13 protein-coding genes are annotated in these 15,084 nt (G+C 46.2%); 4 read left to right on the top strand and 9 right to left on the bottom strand.

Annotation, left to right across the window (positions count from 1 at the left end; all coding sequences use genetic code 11):
• Positions 1-11 precede the first annotated feature (11 nt).
• The 3 genes from KNP04_RS11030 to KNP04_RS11020 all read right to left on the bottom strand — a co-directional run bounded on the left by KNP04_RS11030 (position 12) and on the right by KNP04_RS11020 (position 5,025).
• Complete coding sequence (locus KNP04_RS11030; protein WP_214876055.1) at positions 12-722, bottom strand: P-loop NTPase family protein; 711 nt, start codon at positions 720-722, stop codon at positions 12-14.
• Positions 723-724: 2 nt separating this feature from the next.
• Positions 725-3,895, bottom strand: coding sequence for an EAL domain-containing protein (locus KNP04_RS11025; protein ID WP_214876053.1), 3,171 nt, complete (start codon positions 3,893-3,895; stop codon positions 725-727).
• A gap of 137 nt (positions 3,896-4,032) precedes the next feature.
• Positions 4,033-5,025 carry an LLM class flavin-dependent oxidoreductase gene (locus tag KNP04_RS11020; RefSeq protein ID WP_214876050.1) on the bottom strand — a complete coding sequence of 331 codons (993 nt, stop codon included), beginning with the start codon at positions 5,023-5,025 and terminating at the stop codon, positions 4,033-4,035.
• A 260-nt stretch (positions 5,026-5,285) separates the two neighbouring features.
• Here KNP04_RS11020 and KNP04_RS11015 point away from each other — a divergent pair, with 260 nt between their 5' ends.
• Both KNP04_RS11015 and KNP04_RS11010 read left to right on the top strand, forming a co-directional pair.
• Entirely contained in the window at positions 5,286-6,659 is a 1,374-nt protein-coding gene (locus KNP04_RS11015; RefSeq protein ID WP_214876048.1) for a YjiH family protein, read from the top strand.
• Positions 6,660-6,732: 73 nt separating this feature from the next.
• A complete protein-coding gene (locus tag KNP04_RS11010) occupies positions 6,733-7,383 on the top strand; it encodes a C39 family peptidase (protein WP_214876046.1) in 651 nt (216 codons plus the stop codon).
• Here the strand turns inward: KNP04_RS11010 and KNP04_RS11005 are convergent.
• Positions 7,349-8,173 (bottom strand): hypothetical protein, encoded by an 825-nt coding sequence (locus KNP04_RS11005; protein WP_214876043.1) that lies wholly within the window; start codon positions 8,171-8,173, stop codon positions 7,349-7,351. The two genes, KNP04_RS11010 and KNP04_RS11005, sit on opposite strands and share 35 nt — an antisense overlap.
• Positions 8,174-8,265: 92 nt before the next feature.
• Between KNP04_RS11005 and rluF the strand changes: the two genes are divergently transcribed.
• Positions 8,266-8,976: a 23S rRNA pseudouridine(2604) synthase RluF gene (gene rluF / locus KNP04_RS11000; RefSeq protein ID WP_015880301.1), complete on the top strand. Its 711-nt coding sequence runs from the start codon at positions 8,266-8,268 to the stop codon at positions 8,974-8,976.
• A gap of 33 nt (positions 8,977-9,009) precedes the next feature.
• On the opposite strand, the gene KNP04_RS10995 is transcribed toward rluF, so the two are convergent.
• Both KNP04_RS10995 and KNP04_RS10990 read right to left on the bottom strand, forming a co-directional pair.
• A complete protein-coding gene (locus KNP04_RS10995; protein WP_214876030.1) occupies positions 9,010-9,447 on the bottom strand; it encodes a hypothetical protein in 438 nt (145 codons plus the stop codon).
• A 60-nt stretch (positions 9,448-9,507) separates the two neighbouring features.
• Entirely contained in the window at positions 9,508-10,257 is a 750-nt protein-coding gene (locus KNP04_RS10990; protein WP_214876028.1) for an SDR family NAD(P)-dependent oxidoreductase, read from the bottom strand.
• A 99-nt stretch (positions 10,258-10,356) separates the two neighbouring features.
• Between KNP04_RS10990 and KNP04_RS10985 the strand changes: the two genes are divergently transcribed.
• Positions 10,357-11,007 carry a TetR/AcrR family transcriptional regulator gene (locus KNP04_RS10985; protein ID WP_251129925.1) on the top strand — a complete coding sequence of 217 codons (651 nt, stop codon included), beginning with the start codon at positions 10,357-10,359 and terminating at the stop codon, positions 11,005-11,007.
• 32 nt (positions 11,008-11,039) lie between these two features.
• Here the strand turns inward: KNP04_RS10985 and KNP04_RS10980 are convergent, their stop codons facing one another.
• From KNP04_RS10980 to KNP04_RS10970, 3 genes are all read right to left on the bottom strand, one after another.
• The gene (locus KNP04_RS10980; RefSeq protein ID WP_214876025.1) at positions 11,040-12,476 is read right to left on the bottom strand and encodes a glycoside hydrolase family 32 protein; all 1,437 of its coding nucleotides are present in this window, start codon (positions 12,474-12,476) and stop codon (positions 11,040-11,042) included.
• Positions 12,477-12,538: 62 nt separating this feature from the next.
• Positions 12,539-13,924, bottom strand: coding sequence for a PTS transporter subunit EIIC (locus tag KNP04_RS10975; RefSeq protein ID WP_214876023.1), 1,386 nt, complete (start codon positions 13,922-13,924; stop codon positions 12,539-12,541).
• Between the two features lie 128 nt (positions 13,925-14,052).
• Positions 14,053-15,039 carry a LacI family DNA-binding transcriptional regulator gene (locus KNP04_RS10970; RefSeq protein WP_214876021.1) on the bottom strand — a complete coding sequence of 329 codons (987 nt, stop codon included), beginning with the start codon at positions 15,037-15,039 and terminating at the stop codon, positions 14,053-14,055.
• Positions 15,040-15,084 lie beyond the last annotated feature (45 nt).

Raw genomic sequence — 15,084 nt, 5'->3', positions numbered from 1 at the left:
TATCAATTTGGTTAGTTCTTCAAATGAAGAACGCTCATCATTTTGGATTCGGACATGACGAAACGGGATCCGATCAAGCAATGTAAGCTCACGTCGCTGTCTGTCTGCCAATACCGCAATCGTCCCGGTACACCGACAAGGTTACGTTTCGATGCATAGGACCCTGTCGTGTAATACTCGACAAACCCCTGTTGCCATTCAATCGGCCGTTCATTATAGACGACTGGAAATATACGGGCGACGTCGTTCAACTCTAAATAAACGATGGTCGGTTCGATTGGTTTTAGAATCGATGAAACCTCTTGAACGTATGTTTCAATCGCCTCTAACGAAACGTCTTGGGCGACCATCCCAATCGTGAACGGATTTTGAAGCAACGCACATTCAAAGATGACGTCACGTTCTTCCTGCTCGAATTTCGTTACATAACGTCGCCATCGTTCGCACATGATTCGTGTGTGGAGTGCAAAGGGCAATTCATAGACATCCGTTCCTACGCGCTCTTCCCCTTCATCGTAACGAACGAGCCATCCGCCTTCAATTTTATCAAGAATCGTACCATGTGAAGGTGGTTCCGTTACCCAGTAGATTTCATGCAGATCGACGGGGTGAGCAGCGTCCACTTCCGAATAGAAGACACCTCCTTTCAACGCACATATCTTTTCAGCAAATGTGGATTTTCCACTTCCCGGCAACCCCTCAATCAACCACAATTTCCCCATACTTAAAACTCCTCATCATTTGAATATCCATCGTATTGAAACCATTGGTTGCCACCATTATTCTTCGCAATATACATAGCCGCATCCGCTTGCTGAAGAATCGAATCAATCGTTGAGGTAGATTGGATTGTGGCGACCCCGATACTTACTGTAAGACGTATGGTTTCACCATTTGACGCGCTTATTCCCTGGGAAATAACGTTGTTCATCTCCTTTAAGCCAACAGGTCCTTCCTCTTGAACGACAACGAATTCATCAGCTGAAAATCGATATACCTGACCTCCGAACGTTTCCACGAACCCGCTCAATCGTTGTGCGATTTCAATCAATAACTCATCTCCGATCAGGTAACCATATTGATCATTAATCCGTTTGAAGTCGTCTATATCGATCAACAACAATGTGACTGTTTGTGAACGCTGAATCTGTCTATATAAATCGGTCATCAGTGTATATCGATTACAGAGTTTTGTTAGTTGATCTTGTGTCGCAATCCGAATCATTTCGCGTTGTTTCCGCTCTTTCCGAATGCCGTTCTCTAACCATCTTGCAAGCAACCGAATCGTGTCTGCCAACTCTTGCAGGGTTTCTTCGTCGAGTTGATCATTTAAATTCCCTTGCTCCGCCAATAAGACAATCCACCCGAACACTTGGTGTTTATGTGTCAAAGGGAAGCTGACAATCGTTGTGAACTCAATTCCATCTACAATCAGTTCTCCTTCTTGAAGAGTTTGTGAACCGACCGTCGTCAGTTGATGGAGGGTGCGTAGCTCTTCTTCCTCCCACATCAGACGAGACACCCCGTTCTCGACCAAGAGACGATGTGAGGATTCACTTGAGAAGATCACGGCATGCGAGTAACCGACCCATTCCAATAAGATTTCTTGAACTCGTGCCAACTGGTCTTGAAACGGCATACGAAGTGCCGTCGCTTCATACAACGCCTCTACGACTTGTTGGCGTTTGATTTGTCGCCGTGACATTTCTGTATGTTCAATCTCTGCCATGACCCAGTGTGTGAACGACTCGAGCGCATGTAGATTCTCTTCAGTGAATGTTCTCGCCTGAGCATCTACCACACAAAGCGTACCGATGACGTGACCTTGTTTCGTCCGGAGCGGCACCCCGGCATAGAACCCGACTTGTTCGAGCCACGGACTGTCACTCTCAAATGCTTCAGCTGCCACATCTTCAATCACAATCGGACGTTCCGACGTGACAACTCGCGTACATAGCGTCCACTCCCGCTTAAGATGAGAAGATTCGAGTTCGATCCCGACACACGATTTGAACCATTGCTGGTCCGTCGTCATGATGGAGATGAAGGCAATCGGCATCTGAAACGTTTGTGCGACCAAACGGGAAATCCGATCAAACCGTTCTTCGTGTGGCGTGTTTAAAATCTCCAATCGTAAGATGGCCTTTATTCGCTTTATCTCGCGTTCATCGAGTGAAGGATGAAGTAACTGCGACGGCTGTTCAATTTTTGATAAGACCGCCTGGTGAGAATACAAGATTTCGAGTGCCTCATCTAGGTTTTCGAGCGCCATCGGGCGGCTAAAGAAATAACCTTGAATTTCATCACAGCCGAGCTGACGTAAAATACGATACTGTTCTTCCGTTTCAACGCCCTCAGCTGTCACTTCAAGTTCTAACTTTTTAGCGAGTGACACAATCAGTTTGACGATTTCGTATTCTTTCATCCCATTCTCTTGATCGAGTTGTGCAACGAATGATCGGTCAATCTTGATGCCATCGATTTCAAATAGCTTCAAGTAATTTAAAGAAGAATAACTCACCCCAAAATCATCAATCACCAATCGGAATCCTTGCTGCTTCAACGATTCAACCGTTTTGATGGCTGCGACCGGTTCATGCATAAGTGTGTGCTCCGTCACTTCGAACTCAAACTGCTCCGGCTTCAGGTCATATGACGAAATGATGGTCACCAATTCATTCATGTGATGCTCATGAAACAAATTCGGTGACACATTCACGGCGACACGACGACCTTCGAATTGCTCTGCATGTGCAGATACGTCCTGACAGACTCGATTCATGACGAACTGTGTCACGTCTTCAATAAGCAGTGACTGTTCCGCCACACGAATGAACGTTTCAGGAGAGACGAACCCCAGCACCGGACTATCCCAACGAATGAGCGCCTCGAAATGAATCGACCCGTCCATCGACACTTTTGGTTGATACACCATATATAGTTCATCTTGTTTGAGAGCTTTCACTAATTCCGTTTCAATCATAATCTCGTCAATGTAACGTTGTACATACTCATCATGTTCATATAGATGAATTGTTTGGTTACCGTTCTGACGTGCCTCGAGTAAAGCCGTTGAGGCGTTCATGATGACGCGATCGGCGTCAGCAGTTCCCGAACCGATGCCGATACAACTTGATAATGGGAATTCTGCATCGGCCACTTTGTAAGAATGACTCGCGATGACATCAAGTAAATGTTCCGCATACATATAGGCCGTCTTCATCGGGACGTGGGGCAAGACCGCGATAAAATCTTCCCCATCGACCCGACCGATAATGGAACCTTGCGGGAGTGTATTCGCCAATTGACGCGTGATGTCTTTAATCAATTCATTCGAGCGCTCCACCCCTTGGAGCGACATCATCATCTTGAAACGATTGATATGTAGGCGCATCACACTCGTTTCTTCCGTGCTCTGGCGCTCAAACAGTTGATCAAGATCCAATTTGACTTTCATCAAATTCGGCATTCCCGTCAAATAGTCCATATGTTCGATACTACGCAACAACTTGATTTCCGCTTCTTCTGACAAATCCGTCGTCAAACTGAGCACATAGCGCACGACACCCGATTCATCTTCGATCGGCACAAGCATAGAGGAGGCGAATCGGGCCGTATTGGATTCGACATTCATTTTTGACATAAAATAGACCGGTTCCCCCGTCTCGACGACCGCATCATAATGTCCAATCAATTCATCTGCCACTTCTGAGCGATACATCTCATGTAAATACTGACCTTCCACATCATCAGGAAGCGAGGAAGCGACTTTCCCTTGATCGCTCACATGAACATAACGATAGCCTTCATCCGTCACTTCCATTAGAAATACCATTCGATACAAGCGTGTGAACAGCTCGAATAGATAATATGGGTCGCCTTTCATCCGTTGCATCGTATACCTCCACCTGTTCCTTTTTCTTATAGTGTAGTTGGTTTCGCTCCGACTAGGGAGAAAACCTTTGAAAAAATGGGAAAACGTTTTTCATTCATACAAAAACACCTCCTCAATCTGAGAAGGTGTTCGTCGAATCAAAGCAACTCGTTCGCGAGTAGGCGATAGACGTTCAAGCGATCTTCTTGCTTATGCTGGATGCTACAAATCATCGCTTCATCGAAACCATAGCGTTCCGATTCATCTCGCAACTGTTCCGCGATTTGTTTTGGCGTCCCCACGAGGTGGATCGCTCGGTTGTTGGCGATATGAATTTTATCGACTTCTGTAAGCGGATAGTCGTGGGCTGCTTCTGGACTCAATAATTGTCTCAACTGTCCGCGCATCAAGAAGAGTCGCGACAAATCAGACGGCCGAGCCAAATATTCCGCCTCTTCTTCCGTCTCTGCAGTCGTGACCAAATACGTGACGCTGATGTCCGGTTTCTCCATAAAATCAGAGGGAGTGAAGTGGTGGCGATACGTATCGAGTGTTTCGGCACTCAGTTCGCCATTGAAAAATTGAGCAAACGAATAACCCAGTCCCATTCGACCGGCTTGCACGGCACTGTTCCCGCTCGATCCGAGTAACCACGCTTCTGGTAGCGTGACGCCTGTCGGGGCTGCCGGCGTGTTCTTATACCACCGCTCTTCCGGTGCTTCATCTTTGATTAATTGAAGCGTCGTATCAAGCTTCTCGTAAAGACCGTCCATCATTGGCTTCTGCCCTTGTGACATCGCATAGATGGCGTTCGCGTCCCCGCCTGGTGCGCGTCCAACACCAAAGTCGATGCGTCCTGGTGCTAGGGCGCTGAGCGTCTTGAACACTTCCGCCATCTTCAGTGGCGAATAGTGCATCATCATGATGCCGCCTGATCCGAGACGAATCTTGTTCGTTTTCGCCGCCAGATAGGCCGCAATCACCTCTGGAGCCGAACTCGCGAATGACATGCCGCCATGGTGCTCAGCCATCCACATCCGGTAATATCCCAACTCCTCTGCGACTTGCGCGAGCTCGACCGCACTCTTCAGCGCATGCTCACCTGTATGACCCGACGTGACTGGTGCCTGGTCTAACACACTCAATCTCATGATGCATTCTCCTATCTCTATAATGAAGTTACTAAATATCTTGAATTTGTTGGACTCGCCGTCATCATACTAAATGCCTCTATGGAATACGAATGTTTTGCCTAGTGTCCACTTTATATTTTTCAGAAAATTTACGCATTCGGTTGATAGCACCTGGTCATATTTTTTATACTAATAAAGAAATACGTTTTAATTAGGGCTGGATGTGTAATGGGGATACATAGACAGCACAAACACTTCGGGGAAATGGGGAATGCATCATGAATGGTTCATCAACACCAGACGGAAAGAGAACTTCTTTTTCGAGTCGAGACTTTTTTAAGTTCTTGATTCCATCGCTCATCGGCATCATGTTTTTCATCGTACCAATCTCATCAGAAGAAGGCTTTACGATTCCGGTTGCCTTCTTGTCCAATCAATTGATTGAGTGGATTGGCGAGTTCGTCCCGACACTCGCTGTCATCATGATGGGTGTTTCAATTGTCGGGTCCTTATTGTTATTTACGGCACGTCCTGCTTTTATGGTGGAACGCCCGTCCATCAACGCACTCTTTAGCGTGACACCGTTTTGGTTCGTCATGCGCATCATCGGTTTTGTCGCCGGTGTCATGACGCTACTCACACTCGGACCAGAGATGATTACGTCAGAATTTACTGGAGGCTTGTTGCTCTTTGATTTGATTCCAATCTTGTTTGCGACATTCTTTTTTGCAGGTATGTTGTTACCGCTCCTCTTGAACTTTGGACTTCTCGAGTTCGTCGGGACGTTCTTGATGAAAATCATGCGCCCACTCTTCCGCTTGCCAGGGCGCGCCTCACTCGACTCGCTCGCTTCATGGGTCGGGGATGCAACGATTGGGATTCTACTGACGACAAAACAGTATGAGGAAGGCTATTACACGAAACGGGAAGCATCGATCATTGCGACGACCTTCTCCGTCGTCTCGATCACGTTCACCATCGTCGTCTTACAATATGTCGAACTCGACCAATATTTCTTGCCATACTACGGAGCGATTGTCTTATCTGGCTTGGTCGCAGCGCTCATCATGCCACGGATTTATCCACTATCTAAAAAAGCAGATACGGCTTATGAGAAGACCGAGCTTAAACCGGAAGAAGAGGTGCCGTCAGACGTTTCACTCGGGAAGTGGGCGTTGATACAAGCGCTACAAAAGTCACGTTCGAGTAAAAGTTTCCTAGAGACACTCAAAGACGGCTTCAAAAACGTCCTCGATATGTGGATCGGTGTTCTCCCTGTCGTCATGGCGGTCGGAACGATCGCGGTCGTCATCGCAGAATATACGCCGTTCTTTACCATTATCGGGAAGCCGTTCGAACCAATCCTGATGCTCTTGCAAGTACCTGAGGCATCGGAGGCCGCTCAGACGATGGTCGTCGGCTTCGCTGATATGTTCTTGCCGGCCGTCCTCGGAAGCGGCATCGAGAGCGAATTGACACGTTTCGTCATCGCCACACTGTCTGTCACTCAGCTTATCTACATGTCTGAAGTCGGGGGCTTGTTGCTCGGTTCAAAACTACCGATCTCATTCCTCGACCTCGTCTTAATCTTCTTGTTACGCACCTTCATCACGCTGCCGATCATCGTCGGAATCGCGCATCTTGTCTTTTAGCGAAAACGACGCCCTTTCTCTTTTATGAGACGGGGCGTCCTTTGTATACTAAAAGAAAAGGAGGGAGATCAAGATGGAGCACCCATTTGCAGGACAACTCGAGGTCGCGAACAACGGCTATGCTGGAATCATCAATCCAGAGCTTTACGTGAACGATCGGTATCACGGACGCTGGACATTAAAGCGCTCCGTACAGATTGAAGGCGTGCCCGTCTTGCTCCAACGCCAGTTCGAGAACGGAAAGAACAACTGTACGTTAACGTCCATTACCGCCATTTTCCGCTTTTACCGAGACCATGGGTATACGAATATCCCAGATGATGTGACACAGATTCAAGAGGATGTACGCGAGATCGCCTTCATACATCATTTCAAAGACGAGAAAGGGACGCCCCCGACTCAAATCGCCACCATCATCACGAAATTATGGAAGCGATACGGGTATGAAGGTCGAGGGAGTTCCCGCTATCTATGGAAATGGTCGACGTTTGAGCGTGAGCTGAAAGCGAGTCGCCCATTTGTATTGAATATGGCGAACGGCTTTTATAAAAACCATTCCGTCACGGGAATCGGTTATTTACAGTTTGAAAAACGAGGGTTCCCAGACGTCATCTTGTTAGCCGTGCTCGACAACCGTTCAAAAGACGTGCGCTACATCGACTTTAACGAATTCAATTTCTGGGGAAGCATCACGCGCGTCCACCCTCCAGCCACTCGTCCATAATCACTTCAAGCGCTTGCCCGATTCGTAACAGATGCTCGCGCTTGGCATATGACCCGTAATGCAGCCCGTTTGAATCCCGACCATTCCCGAGCCCGACGAACACTTCAGACGGCTTCATATGAAGTCCAATCATCGGGATGCCCGATTCATGGCGTCCGATTTCATAGGTGATGGCAGGATAAGCTACCAGTCTCCCCGTCGTCGAGAAACCTGTGAAGGCACGACAATTCTCTCGCCCGAGCACTATCAATCGGGTCGGGTTGATGGTTGTAATTGTGCGCTCTAATAACTCGATTGAGGTCGGGTGCTCCATCCAACCGCGTCCGGCCTTCATCTTTCCCATTTGTTCATACGTGGCAAGTTTAAAAAAATCGACGTGGATGACAGAGGGCGAAGCGTCATAGAACGACCGCCCCATTCCATTCAACATCGCCTCAAGTTTGGCCCCACCTGGTTTCCCGAACCAGCTCGTTGTCGCGCGACCCGATTCGAAATAAGACGATGCTCGTTCAATCGTTTCTTGCAGCGCCTCTTCATTTCCGAGGTAATCTTCAAACGAGAGCGCGTTCCGCCAATAGAACTTTTGGTGTTGCCCCATTCTCGGTGTCCCGTCTCGATGTAAAAACTCGCCGCGTGACGGGTTCGTCCCAATAGTCAGCCATTGATTCGCACGAGGACGACCGTACCAAAGGACAGGCGATGCCTCCGAAATCAGTTCTTGACCAAACGATGTCTCACATAACGTTGCTTGAAATCGGATTGCATCTTGTAACAATTGTACTGCCTCCATGTCATCCCTCCTCTCCCGTTCGTTTCCCGCTTTCGAGAGTTCATAAAATGCGTTATAGTGATAGGACGAAGCCAAATAAAGGACGTGTACAAATGCGCATCAATAAATTCATCAGTGAATCAGGCAAGGCGTCCCGTCGCCAAGCCGATCGTCTCGTCGAAGAGGGACGCGTCACCATCAACGGGAAAAAAGCAAAAATCGGCGACCAGGTCAAACCGGGGGATGAAGTCCTCGTCAACGGTTCGGTCGCACGTGTCGCACGAAACAACGTGTATATCGCCGTACATAAACCGGTCGGGATCACGAGTACGACAGAGAAGAAAGTAAAAGGAAACTTGGTCGACATGGTCAACCACCCGCTCCGCATCTTCAACATTGGTCGTCTCGATAAGGACTCAGAAGGTCTCATCCTCATGACGAACGATGGCGATATCGTCAACGAAATCCTCCGCGCAGAAGGCGAGCACGAGAAAGAATACATCGTCTCGGTCGATAAGCCGATCACACCGGAGTTCGTCGAACAGATGGAAGCCGGCGTCAAAATCCTCGGGCAGAAGACGCTTCCGTGTAAAGTTCGTCCGCTCTCGAAGTTCGACTTCAACATCACCCTCACGCAAGGACTCAACCGCCAAATCCGTCGGATGTGTGAGGCGCTCGGCTACGAAGTGTTCCGTCTTCAACGTGTGCGTGTCATGAACATCACGCTCGGGAAACTCCCACCTGGACAATGGCGCGACCTTTCGAAAAAAGAGCGCGAGCAGTTGTTCCGTGAATTGAATTACGAACCGAAAGAATGGTACTAAAACAAGCCTAGACGCGCGTCTAGGCTTGTTTTTTTATTCTGGTCGAAGCGATGCGACATGGTCGGTCTCACGGCGAATGAAACGTTTGAGTTGAGCGCTCAAGTCGTCGAGCTGGTCCATTGTCGTTCTCATTCTACATTTCATATGAATGTGGTCAAATGAGTCAAACTGCCATTCATCATGAATGAAAATATCGACTTGGATGGTCCCGATGCGGTCAATCAACGTGAAGGTTAGATTGACTTGCAAATCATCCGAATCCTCTTCTTCATCGAGCAGTCTCCATGTGATTAGTTCTTTGCCCCACGCTTGATTGAATTGATCGATCTTTTGATGAAGATCCTCAAGACTCGCATCATCTAAATAAATCAACTGATTACTGGTGCAGGCAGAAGACCGAAGTTGAAGCTGAACTTGATAAAACAGCTCCGTTTCATCCATCCATACTCGTTCCATCTCAAACTGAATCATGACTTCACCTCTTTTTCTTAATATAACACGAGGTGTCATCACATCAGGATGCTCTCTCGATTATTTCGCTGTCACGCCACCGTCTACCGGAAGTTCGATCCCGCTAATATGATTCGCCTCGTCTGACGCGAGGAATAGGACGGCTGCTGCCACTTCATCCGCTTGTCCGAGATTCGGCAAAGCGATTTGATTCAAAAAGTGTTGCTTATAGTCTGGATGTTCCATGTGTGGCGCACTCATCGGTGTCACGATGTACCCTGGATGCACCGAGTTGACCCGAATGTTTTGCTTCCCGTAATCGACGGCCGCTGCTTTTGTGAGAGAACGGACCGCACCTTTTGAGGCCGTGTATGCACCCGCCCCTGCCATACCGGTCAATGCAGAGATGGAAGAGATGTTGACGATCGATCCTCCGCCATTTTCCGTCATGAGCGGAATCGCATACTGTGTCCCTAACATGACCCCATCGATGTTGATGCGATACGTGCGCGCCCAGTCCTCTTCTGTCTGTTCCAAGAACGGTTTCGCGAGTGCGATTCCGGCATTATTGATGAGGATATCCAATTTGCCACACGTCGCTTCCACTTCTGCAAACACGTCTTCCCAGCTTGAACGTGAGGTCACGTCATGCTTCACCGCGACGGCTTCCCCACCTTGTGCACGAATCGACTCGACTACGCTTTGCACCCCTTGTTCATTGATATCTGTCGCGACGACCGTCGCTCCTTCTTTGGCGAATAGACGTGCCGTCGACTCTCCCATACCGCTTCCTGCCCCTGTGATGACCGCTACTTTCCCCTCTAAACGCATTGTTCCAGCTCCATTCGTTAAATTATGATAGTCTAACTATCATAATAATAATTGGATGTGACATTAATCTCAACGAAACTGCTCGAAGACGATATACTTATGACAGACAATGAGGTGATGGAATTGAGTAAACGACAACAAAACAAAGAAGAACGAATCCAGCTGATTATCCAAGAGGCCGAACACTTATTTTTAGAGAATGGCTTTGAGAAAGTTCAAATGCAGGACATTGCGGATGCGGCAGGGATTGGGGTAGCGACACTGTTTCGCTATTTTCCGAAGAAAGACCAATTGATCGTCGCAGCGGCCGTCAAAAATCTACAGCCGACACTCGAGCGATTTGAACAGTTTGTGAATGAGGAAGGCAACGCCTATGAACGGCTCGAGATCATCTTGAACCACTTTTTTGAGATGCAGTTGGAGCGGACGGACCACGCCCGTTTTCGTGAGGCGTTCGAGAGCTATGCATCGTTCGTCGCCACACCCCTTCCTGGCATCGAGACATACATTGACGTACAACGACGAATCATGCAGACGCTTGAACCGTTGATCGAAGACGGAAAGCGTGATGGCTCGTTCCGACCAGATATCGATGTGAAAGTGACAATTGTTACGATCATCAATGCATTCGGGACGTTCGGCAACAATATCATGTTAAAGTCGCACATCAGTTATTTAGAGGACGATATCGAACCGGCTGTGCAAATCAACGTATTAAAAGAGGTGTTGCTCGCATCCATTCGGGCATAAGAAAACCCCTTCCTCGTGAAGGGGTCACTCATTTACTTTGATTTCTGAATTGGAGAGAGCTCATGAACCCTCCCTATGATTCCGTCGACTTCCATTTTCCAATCCCCAGTTAAAAAGAACCTACTCGTAAATACCGTCGCTCCCTCATCCACAAAAATTTCGATACTTGAGGCATCCACAAACACTCTGAACGTTTGCTTCATCTCTGTAAGGCGTGTCGCTTTGCGCACTGTTCCGTAGTCTGTGGCATACAACTCAGACATACCCGATCGATTTAACGTATAGGTTTCTCCATCAGAATAGAATTCAATCGCCTCTCCTTGCTGATTCGCAATCATGAAGCGAAATGTCTGTTGTAACGTACCCTCTAATTCAAATGACTTTTGGACCATATCCATTGATGGCATGAATGAGTATGATCGCTGTCGAAGTGCTTTTAATTCAGGAAGTGGTGTCTGTAGCAATCGATTTCCACGCACTGTCAATTCACGAGGAATTGTTAGCATGTGCGCCCACATGTTTCGATCAGTCGGGTACGTACTTTTAGAGTTTCCCAGCCATCCAAACATAATTTGTCTCCCTAAACCATCTTGATAGACTTGCGGTGCATAGAAATCAAAACCTTTATCCATTTCGATATAAGGTTGATGTTTGAATTGGCCGGATTCAAATGTTAGCGGCTCCCCAATCAGATAAACAACGGAAAACACATTTTGAAACTCGTAAGGATCTTCGGAGTATGCTCCCTGTGGTGAAAAAATGAAGACACCTTTCTCATCAAGTTCAAAATAAGATGGACATTCCCACATATATCCGAACTTTTGTACGTTAAGTTGTATAGGACCAACAAAAGACGCTTTTTCATCTTCCTGCCTATACAACAGAATCATTCCCTCGTGATTCACACTTTCCGCACCTACCAGTAGATAAGTTTCCCCATTTTTTTGATACGGAACAGGATCTCTAAAATTATAGGTCGTTAGTGTCAAATCAGGTTCAATCAATGGTCCTTTTTTATAAATGATGCCATTCGTATCTTGTTTTGCTAAACACTGAGATTGTACAAATTCACCTTCACTATTTTTAACGTTGCCCGTGTAATACAGATGAAGCTCATCATTTTTAGAAATGGCACCGCCTGAAAAACACCCATGTTGATCGTATGGCATGTCAGGTGTCAACGCTACTCCATGGTCCAGATAATTTACGAAATCCTCAGTAGACACATGATACCAATGTTTTAATCCATGGACGGGGCCTAACGGAAACCATTGATAGAAAATATGATGTTTTCCATTGTGATATACCAGTCCATTTGGATCATTCAATAATCCATGTGGCGGCGCAATATGAAAGGATGGATAGTAAGGATCTAACTGCGCTTTCTGCTGAATATCCGAAATATATGTGTCCTCGATTTCATCTAACGCGATGAAACGATTTGCTCTATCTGAAAAATCAATAACCATGGGTAAACTCTCCTTTTCGTACAATGTGAAAGAAGGAGTTTCCTCCCTCTCTCATCAATCACTTACGCGACCTGTTTTTCTGTTTTCGATTCTTTCTCTCTATATGCCAATTTTGTAATCGTGAACGAAGTGAGTAATGCGACCATGATCACAAGAACATAGAGTAAGAGACCGTCTCCGATGTAAAGAAGCATACCCGGAATCATGGTCGATCCTGTCCCTGCCGCTGCTAACCCTAAAACTGATGCGAGTCCACCACCGACTGCACCACCGATGCAACCGAACAAAAATGGAGAACCTTTTGGTAAGTTAATGGCGAACATAACGGGTTCTGTGATACCGAAGAAAGCTGGGATGACAGAACTGAACATCGTTGATCGTTTCACTTTGTCTTTGATGGACATCACGATTGCCAAAGCTGCGCCAGCTTGTCCAGCAATGGCAGCAGTTCCAATCGGATTAATGATGTCATAACCCGTTTCAGCTACCATTTTAACCGTTACAGGTACGATAGTATGGTGCATGCCTGTGACTGCCAAGAATTGAATCAACCCTCCATAAATGACACCACCAATTCCAAACGGTAATTCAAAGAAATACATGATAGCGTCCGTTAGCATGTTCTCGATTAACAAAATAAATGGACCAACTAAGACGAGTCCTAGCACTAACGATGTCAATAATGTTAAGAAAGGCGTTAAAATGAGATCCAGCACGTTTGGAACAATCTTTCTAAATGTTCGCTCCAAGCGAGCGGCTAACCATCCGATAAACACGGCTGGCAGAATGGAGCTTTGCATGCCTGTAATTGATAAATCAAGACCAAATATAGAAACTACTAACGGCTGTGCCTCGCCGAAAGCGACAGCCCATTTATCTGGTAATTGTGGTGCTACCAACATTAAACCGAGTACGACCCCAATGACTGGAGTACCACCAAAGTTCTTCATGGCTGACCAAGTGACGAGGACAGGAATAAAGATGAATGCCGTATCCGTCAACACTTGAGAAAGCGTTAACAATTCTGGAGACAATTCAACTCCAAATCCATCTACGATGAGTCCCCGTAACCCCATCAATAGTCCTGTAGCAATAAGGACTGGAATGATTGGAATAAAAATATCTGCTAGCGACTTTACAAGACGCTGAGGCTTCGACAGCTTTTCGTTCGCCGCCTCTTTATGATTTCCTTCATCGACACCACTCTCTAACAGATGTTGATATACCTTATTAACGAACCCTGTCCCTAAAATAACTTGATGTTGACCGGATTGATAAAAGTAGCCACTCACACCATCAATATCTTCTAATTTTTTCTGGTCGACTAGATTCTGATCTTTTACAACCACTCGCAATCTCGTAGCACAATGTGTCATTGACTGAATGTTATCTCTGCCCCCTAAGGCATCTAATACTTTCGATGACACCATTTCGACATTCTTACTCATGTGAATATCCTCCTGTCAGAAAGCTATTTTTTGAATTGAAACGTTTCCAAAATTAATTAAAATTGAAACGTTTCCATTTTCGTTCTAAAAAAAGAAAGCGGATCCGTTACATCAAAAATAAACCGCTTTCATTCAGATGTCAATAGCTTTGTTGTATTCCCTTCGAAGAATTCAACAGGAATGATATATTTTCTATTCGTTTCCATTTGATTCACTTGCATCAACAACGCATCGACCGCGGTCAAAGCCAACGTTTCAATCGATTGCCTAATTGTAGAATGTGTTAGACGATCTTCCATACTCTTACGAGTTCCGTCAAAACCGATAATCTGTAAATCACGTGGTACCTCTTTTTTCAACTCGTTACAGACTTCAAGCGCAGCGATGGCCCATGCATCATTCATGCAAAACAGCCCATCGATTGAATCGTTCTTTTGAAGAAAGTCTCTTATGACATGATGTTTGTCTGTAATCGGCTCATTCATTTCCACAATTTCATATGAAATCGCATGTTCAGATGCGTATTGTTCGAATCCGACTTTTCTCAACATCGATTCGTTTTCGATTTTCGATTTACTTCCAACATATGCAATCGATCGACATCCGCGTTTGACCAGTTGTTCGCCTGCAATCCGGCCGCCCTGCAAGTGATCACTCGATACATATACGACGTCTTCACGGAAATGTCGGTCGATACTGACAATTGGCAAACTGCTCGTCACGTAAGAATCAATTTCTTCACTGTATGTGATTGCAATGATGCCATCGATTTGATTTTTCTTCAGCATATCAATGTACTCGATTTCTCGCTCGGCTTCATTACGAGAGTTACATAAAATTAATTTAAATTGACGACGAAATAATTCTCGCTCTACATGATAAGCAAATTCAGAATAGAACGGATGCCATACTGTTGGAATGATTAATGCAATCGATTGAGACTGTCGCTTTTTAAAATTTCGTGCCGCTTCGTTCGGTTCATACCGCAATTCTTGAATTGCTCGTTCGACTTTTAATCGCGTACTTTCTTTCAAAGAATCTGGCTGATTGATGTATCGAGAAACAGTCCCCACACCAACATTTGCCCGAAGCGCAACATCTTTCATGGTCGGCATATCCTATACCCCCAAACTTCTTTATCTATATCTAGTATAACGTTT

Origin of the sequence: Exiguobacterium sp. CH10 (genome assembly GCF_018617635.1) — a bacterium.
Taxonomy (GTDB): Bacteria; Bacillota; Bacilli; order Exiguobacteriales; family Exiguobacteriaceae; genus Exiguobacterium; species Exiguobacterium aestuarii_A.
The sequence above is the reverse complement of the archived record's forward strand: the minus strand, read 5'-3'. Positions and strand labels throughout refer to the sequence as shown.

Excerpts from the sequence above, each read along its gene's own strand:
- rluF (WP_015880301.1), top strand. The coding sequence starts at position 8,266 with ATGCGCATCAATAAATTCATCAGTGAATCAGGCAAGGCGTCCCGTCGC.
- KNP04_RS10970 (WP_214876021.1), bottom strand. The coding sequence starts at position 15,039 with ATGCCGACCATGAAAGATGTTGCGCTTCGGGCAAATGTTGGTGTGGGG.
- KNP04_RS10985 (WP_251129925.1), top strand. The coding sequence starts at position 10,357 with ATGACAGACAATGAGGTGATGGAATTGAGTAAACGACAACAAAACAAA.
- KNP04_RS11005 (WP_214876043.1), bottom strand. The coding sequence starts at position 8,173 with ATGGAGGCAGTACAATTGTTACAAGATGCAATCCGATTTCAAGCAACG.
- KNP04_RS10995 (WP_214876030.1), bottom strand. The coding sequence starts at position 9,447 with ATGATTCAGTTTGAGATGGAACGAGTATGGATGGATGAAACGGAGCTG.
- KNP04_RS10990 (WP_214876028.1), bottom strand. The coding sequence starts at position 10,257 with ATGCGTTTAGAGGGGAAAGTAGCGGTCATCACAGGGGCAGGAAGCGGT.
- KNP04_RS11015 (WP_214876048.1), top strand. The coding sequence starts at position 5,286 with ATGAATGGTTCATCAACACCAGACGGAAAGAGAACTTCTTTTTCGAGT.
- KNP04_RS11025 (WP_214876053.1), bottom strand. The coding sequence starts at position 3,895 with ATGCAACGGATGAAAGGCGACCCATATTATCTATTCGAGCTGTTCACA.
- KNP04_RS10975 (WP_214876023.1), bottom strand. The coding sequence starts at position 13,924 with ATGAGTAAGAATGTCGAAATGGTGTCATCGAAAGTATTAGATGCCTTA.
- KNP04_RS11030 (WP_214876055.1), bottom strand. The coding sequence starts at position 722 with ATGGGGAAATTGTGGTTGATTGAGGGGTTGCCGGGAAGTGGAAAATCC.
- KNP04_RS11020 (WP_214876050.1), bottom strand. The coding sequence starts at position 5,025 with ATGAGATTGAGTGTGTTAGACCAGGCACCAGTCACGTCGGGTCATACA.
- KNP04_RS10980 (WP_214876025.1), bottom strand. The coding sequence starts at position 12,476 with ATGGTTATTGATTTTTCAGATAGAGCAAATCGTTTCATCGCGTTAGAT.
- KNP04_RS11010 (WP_214876046.1), top strand. The coding sequence starts at position 6,733 with ATGGAGCACCCATTTGCAGGACAACTCGAGGTCGCGAACAACGGCTAT.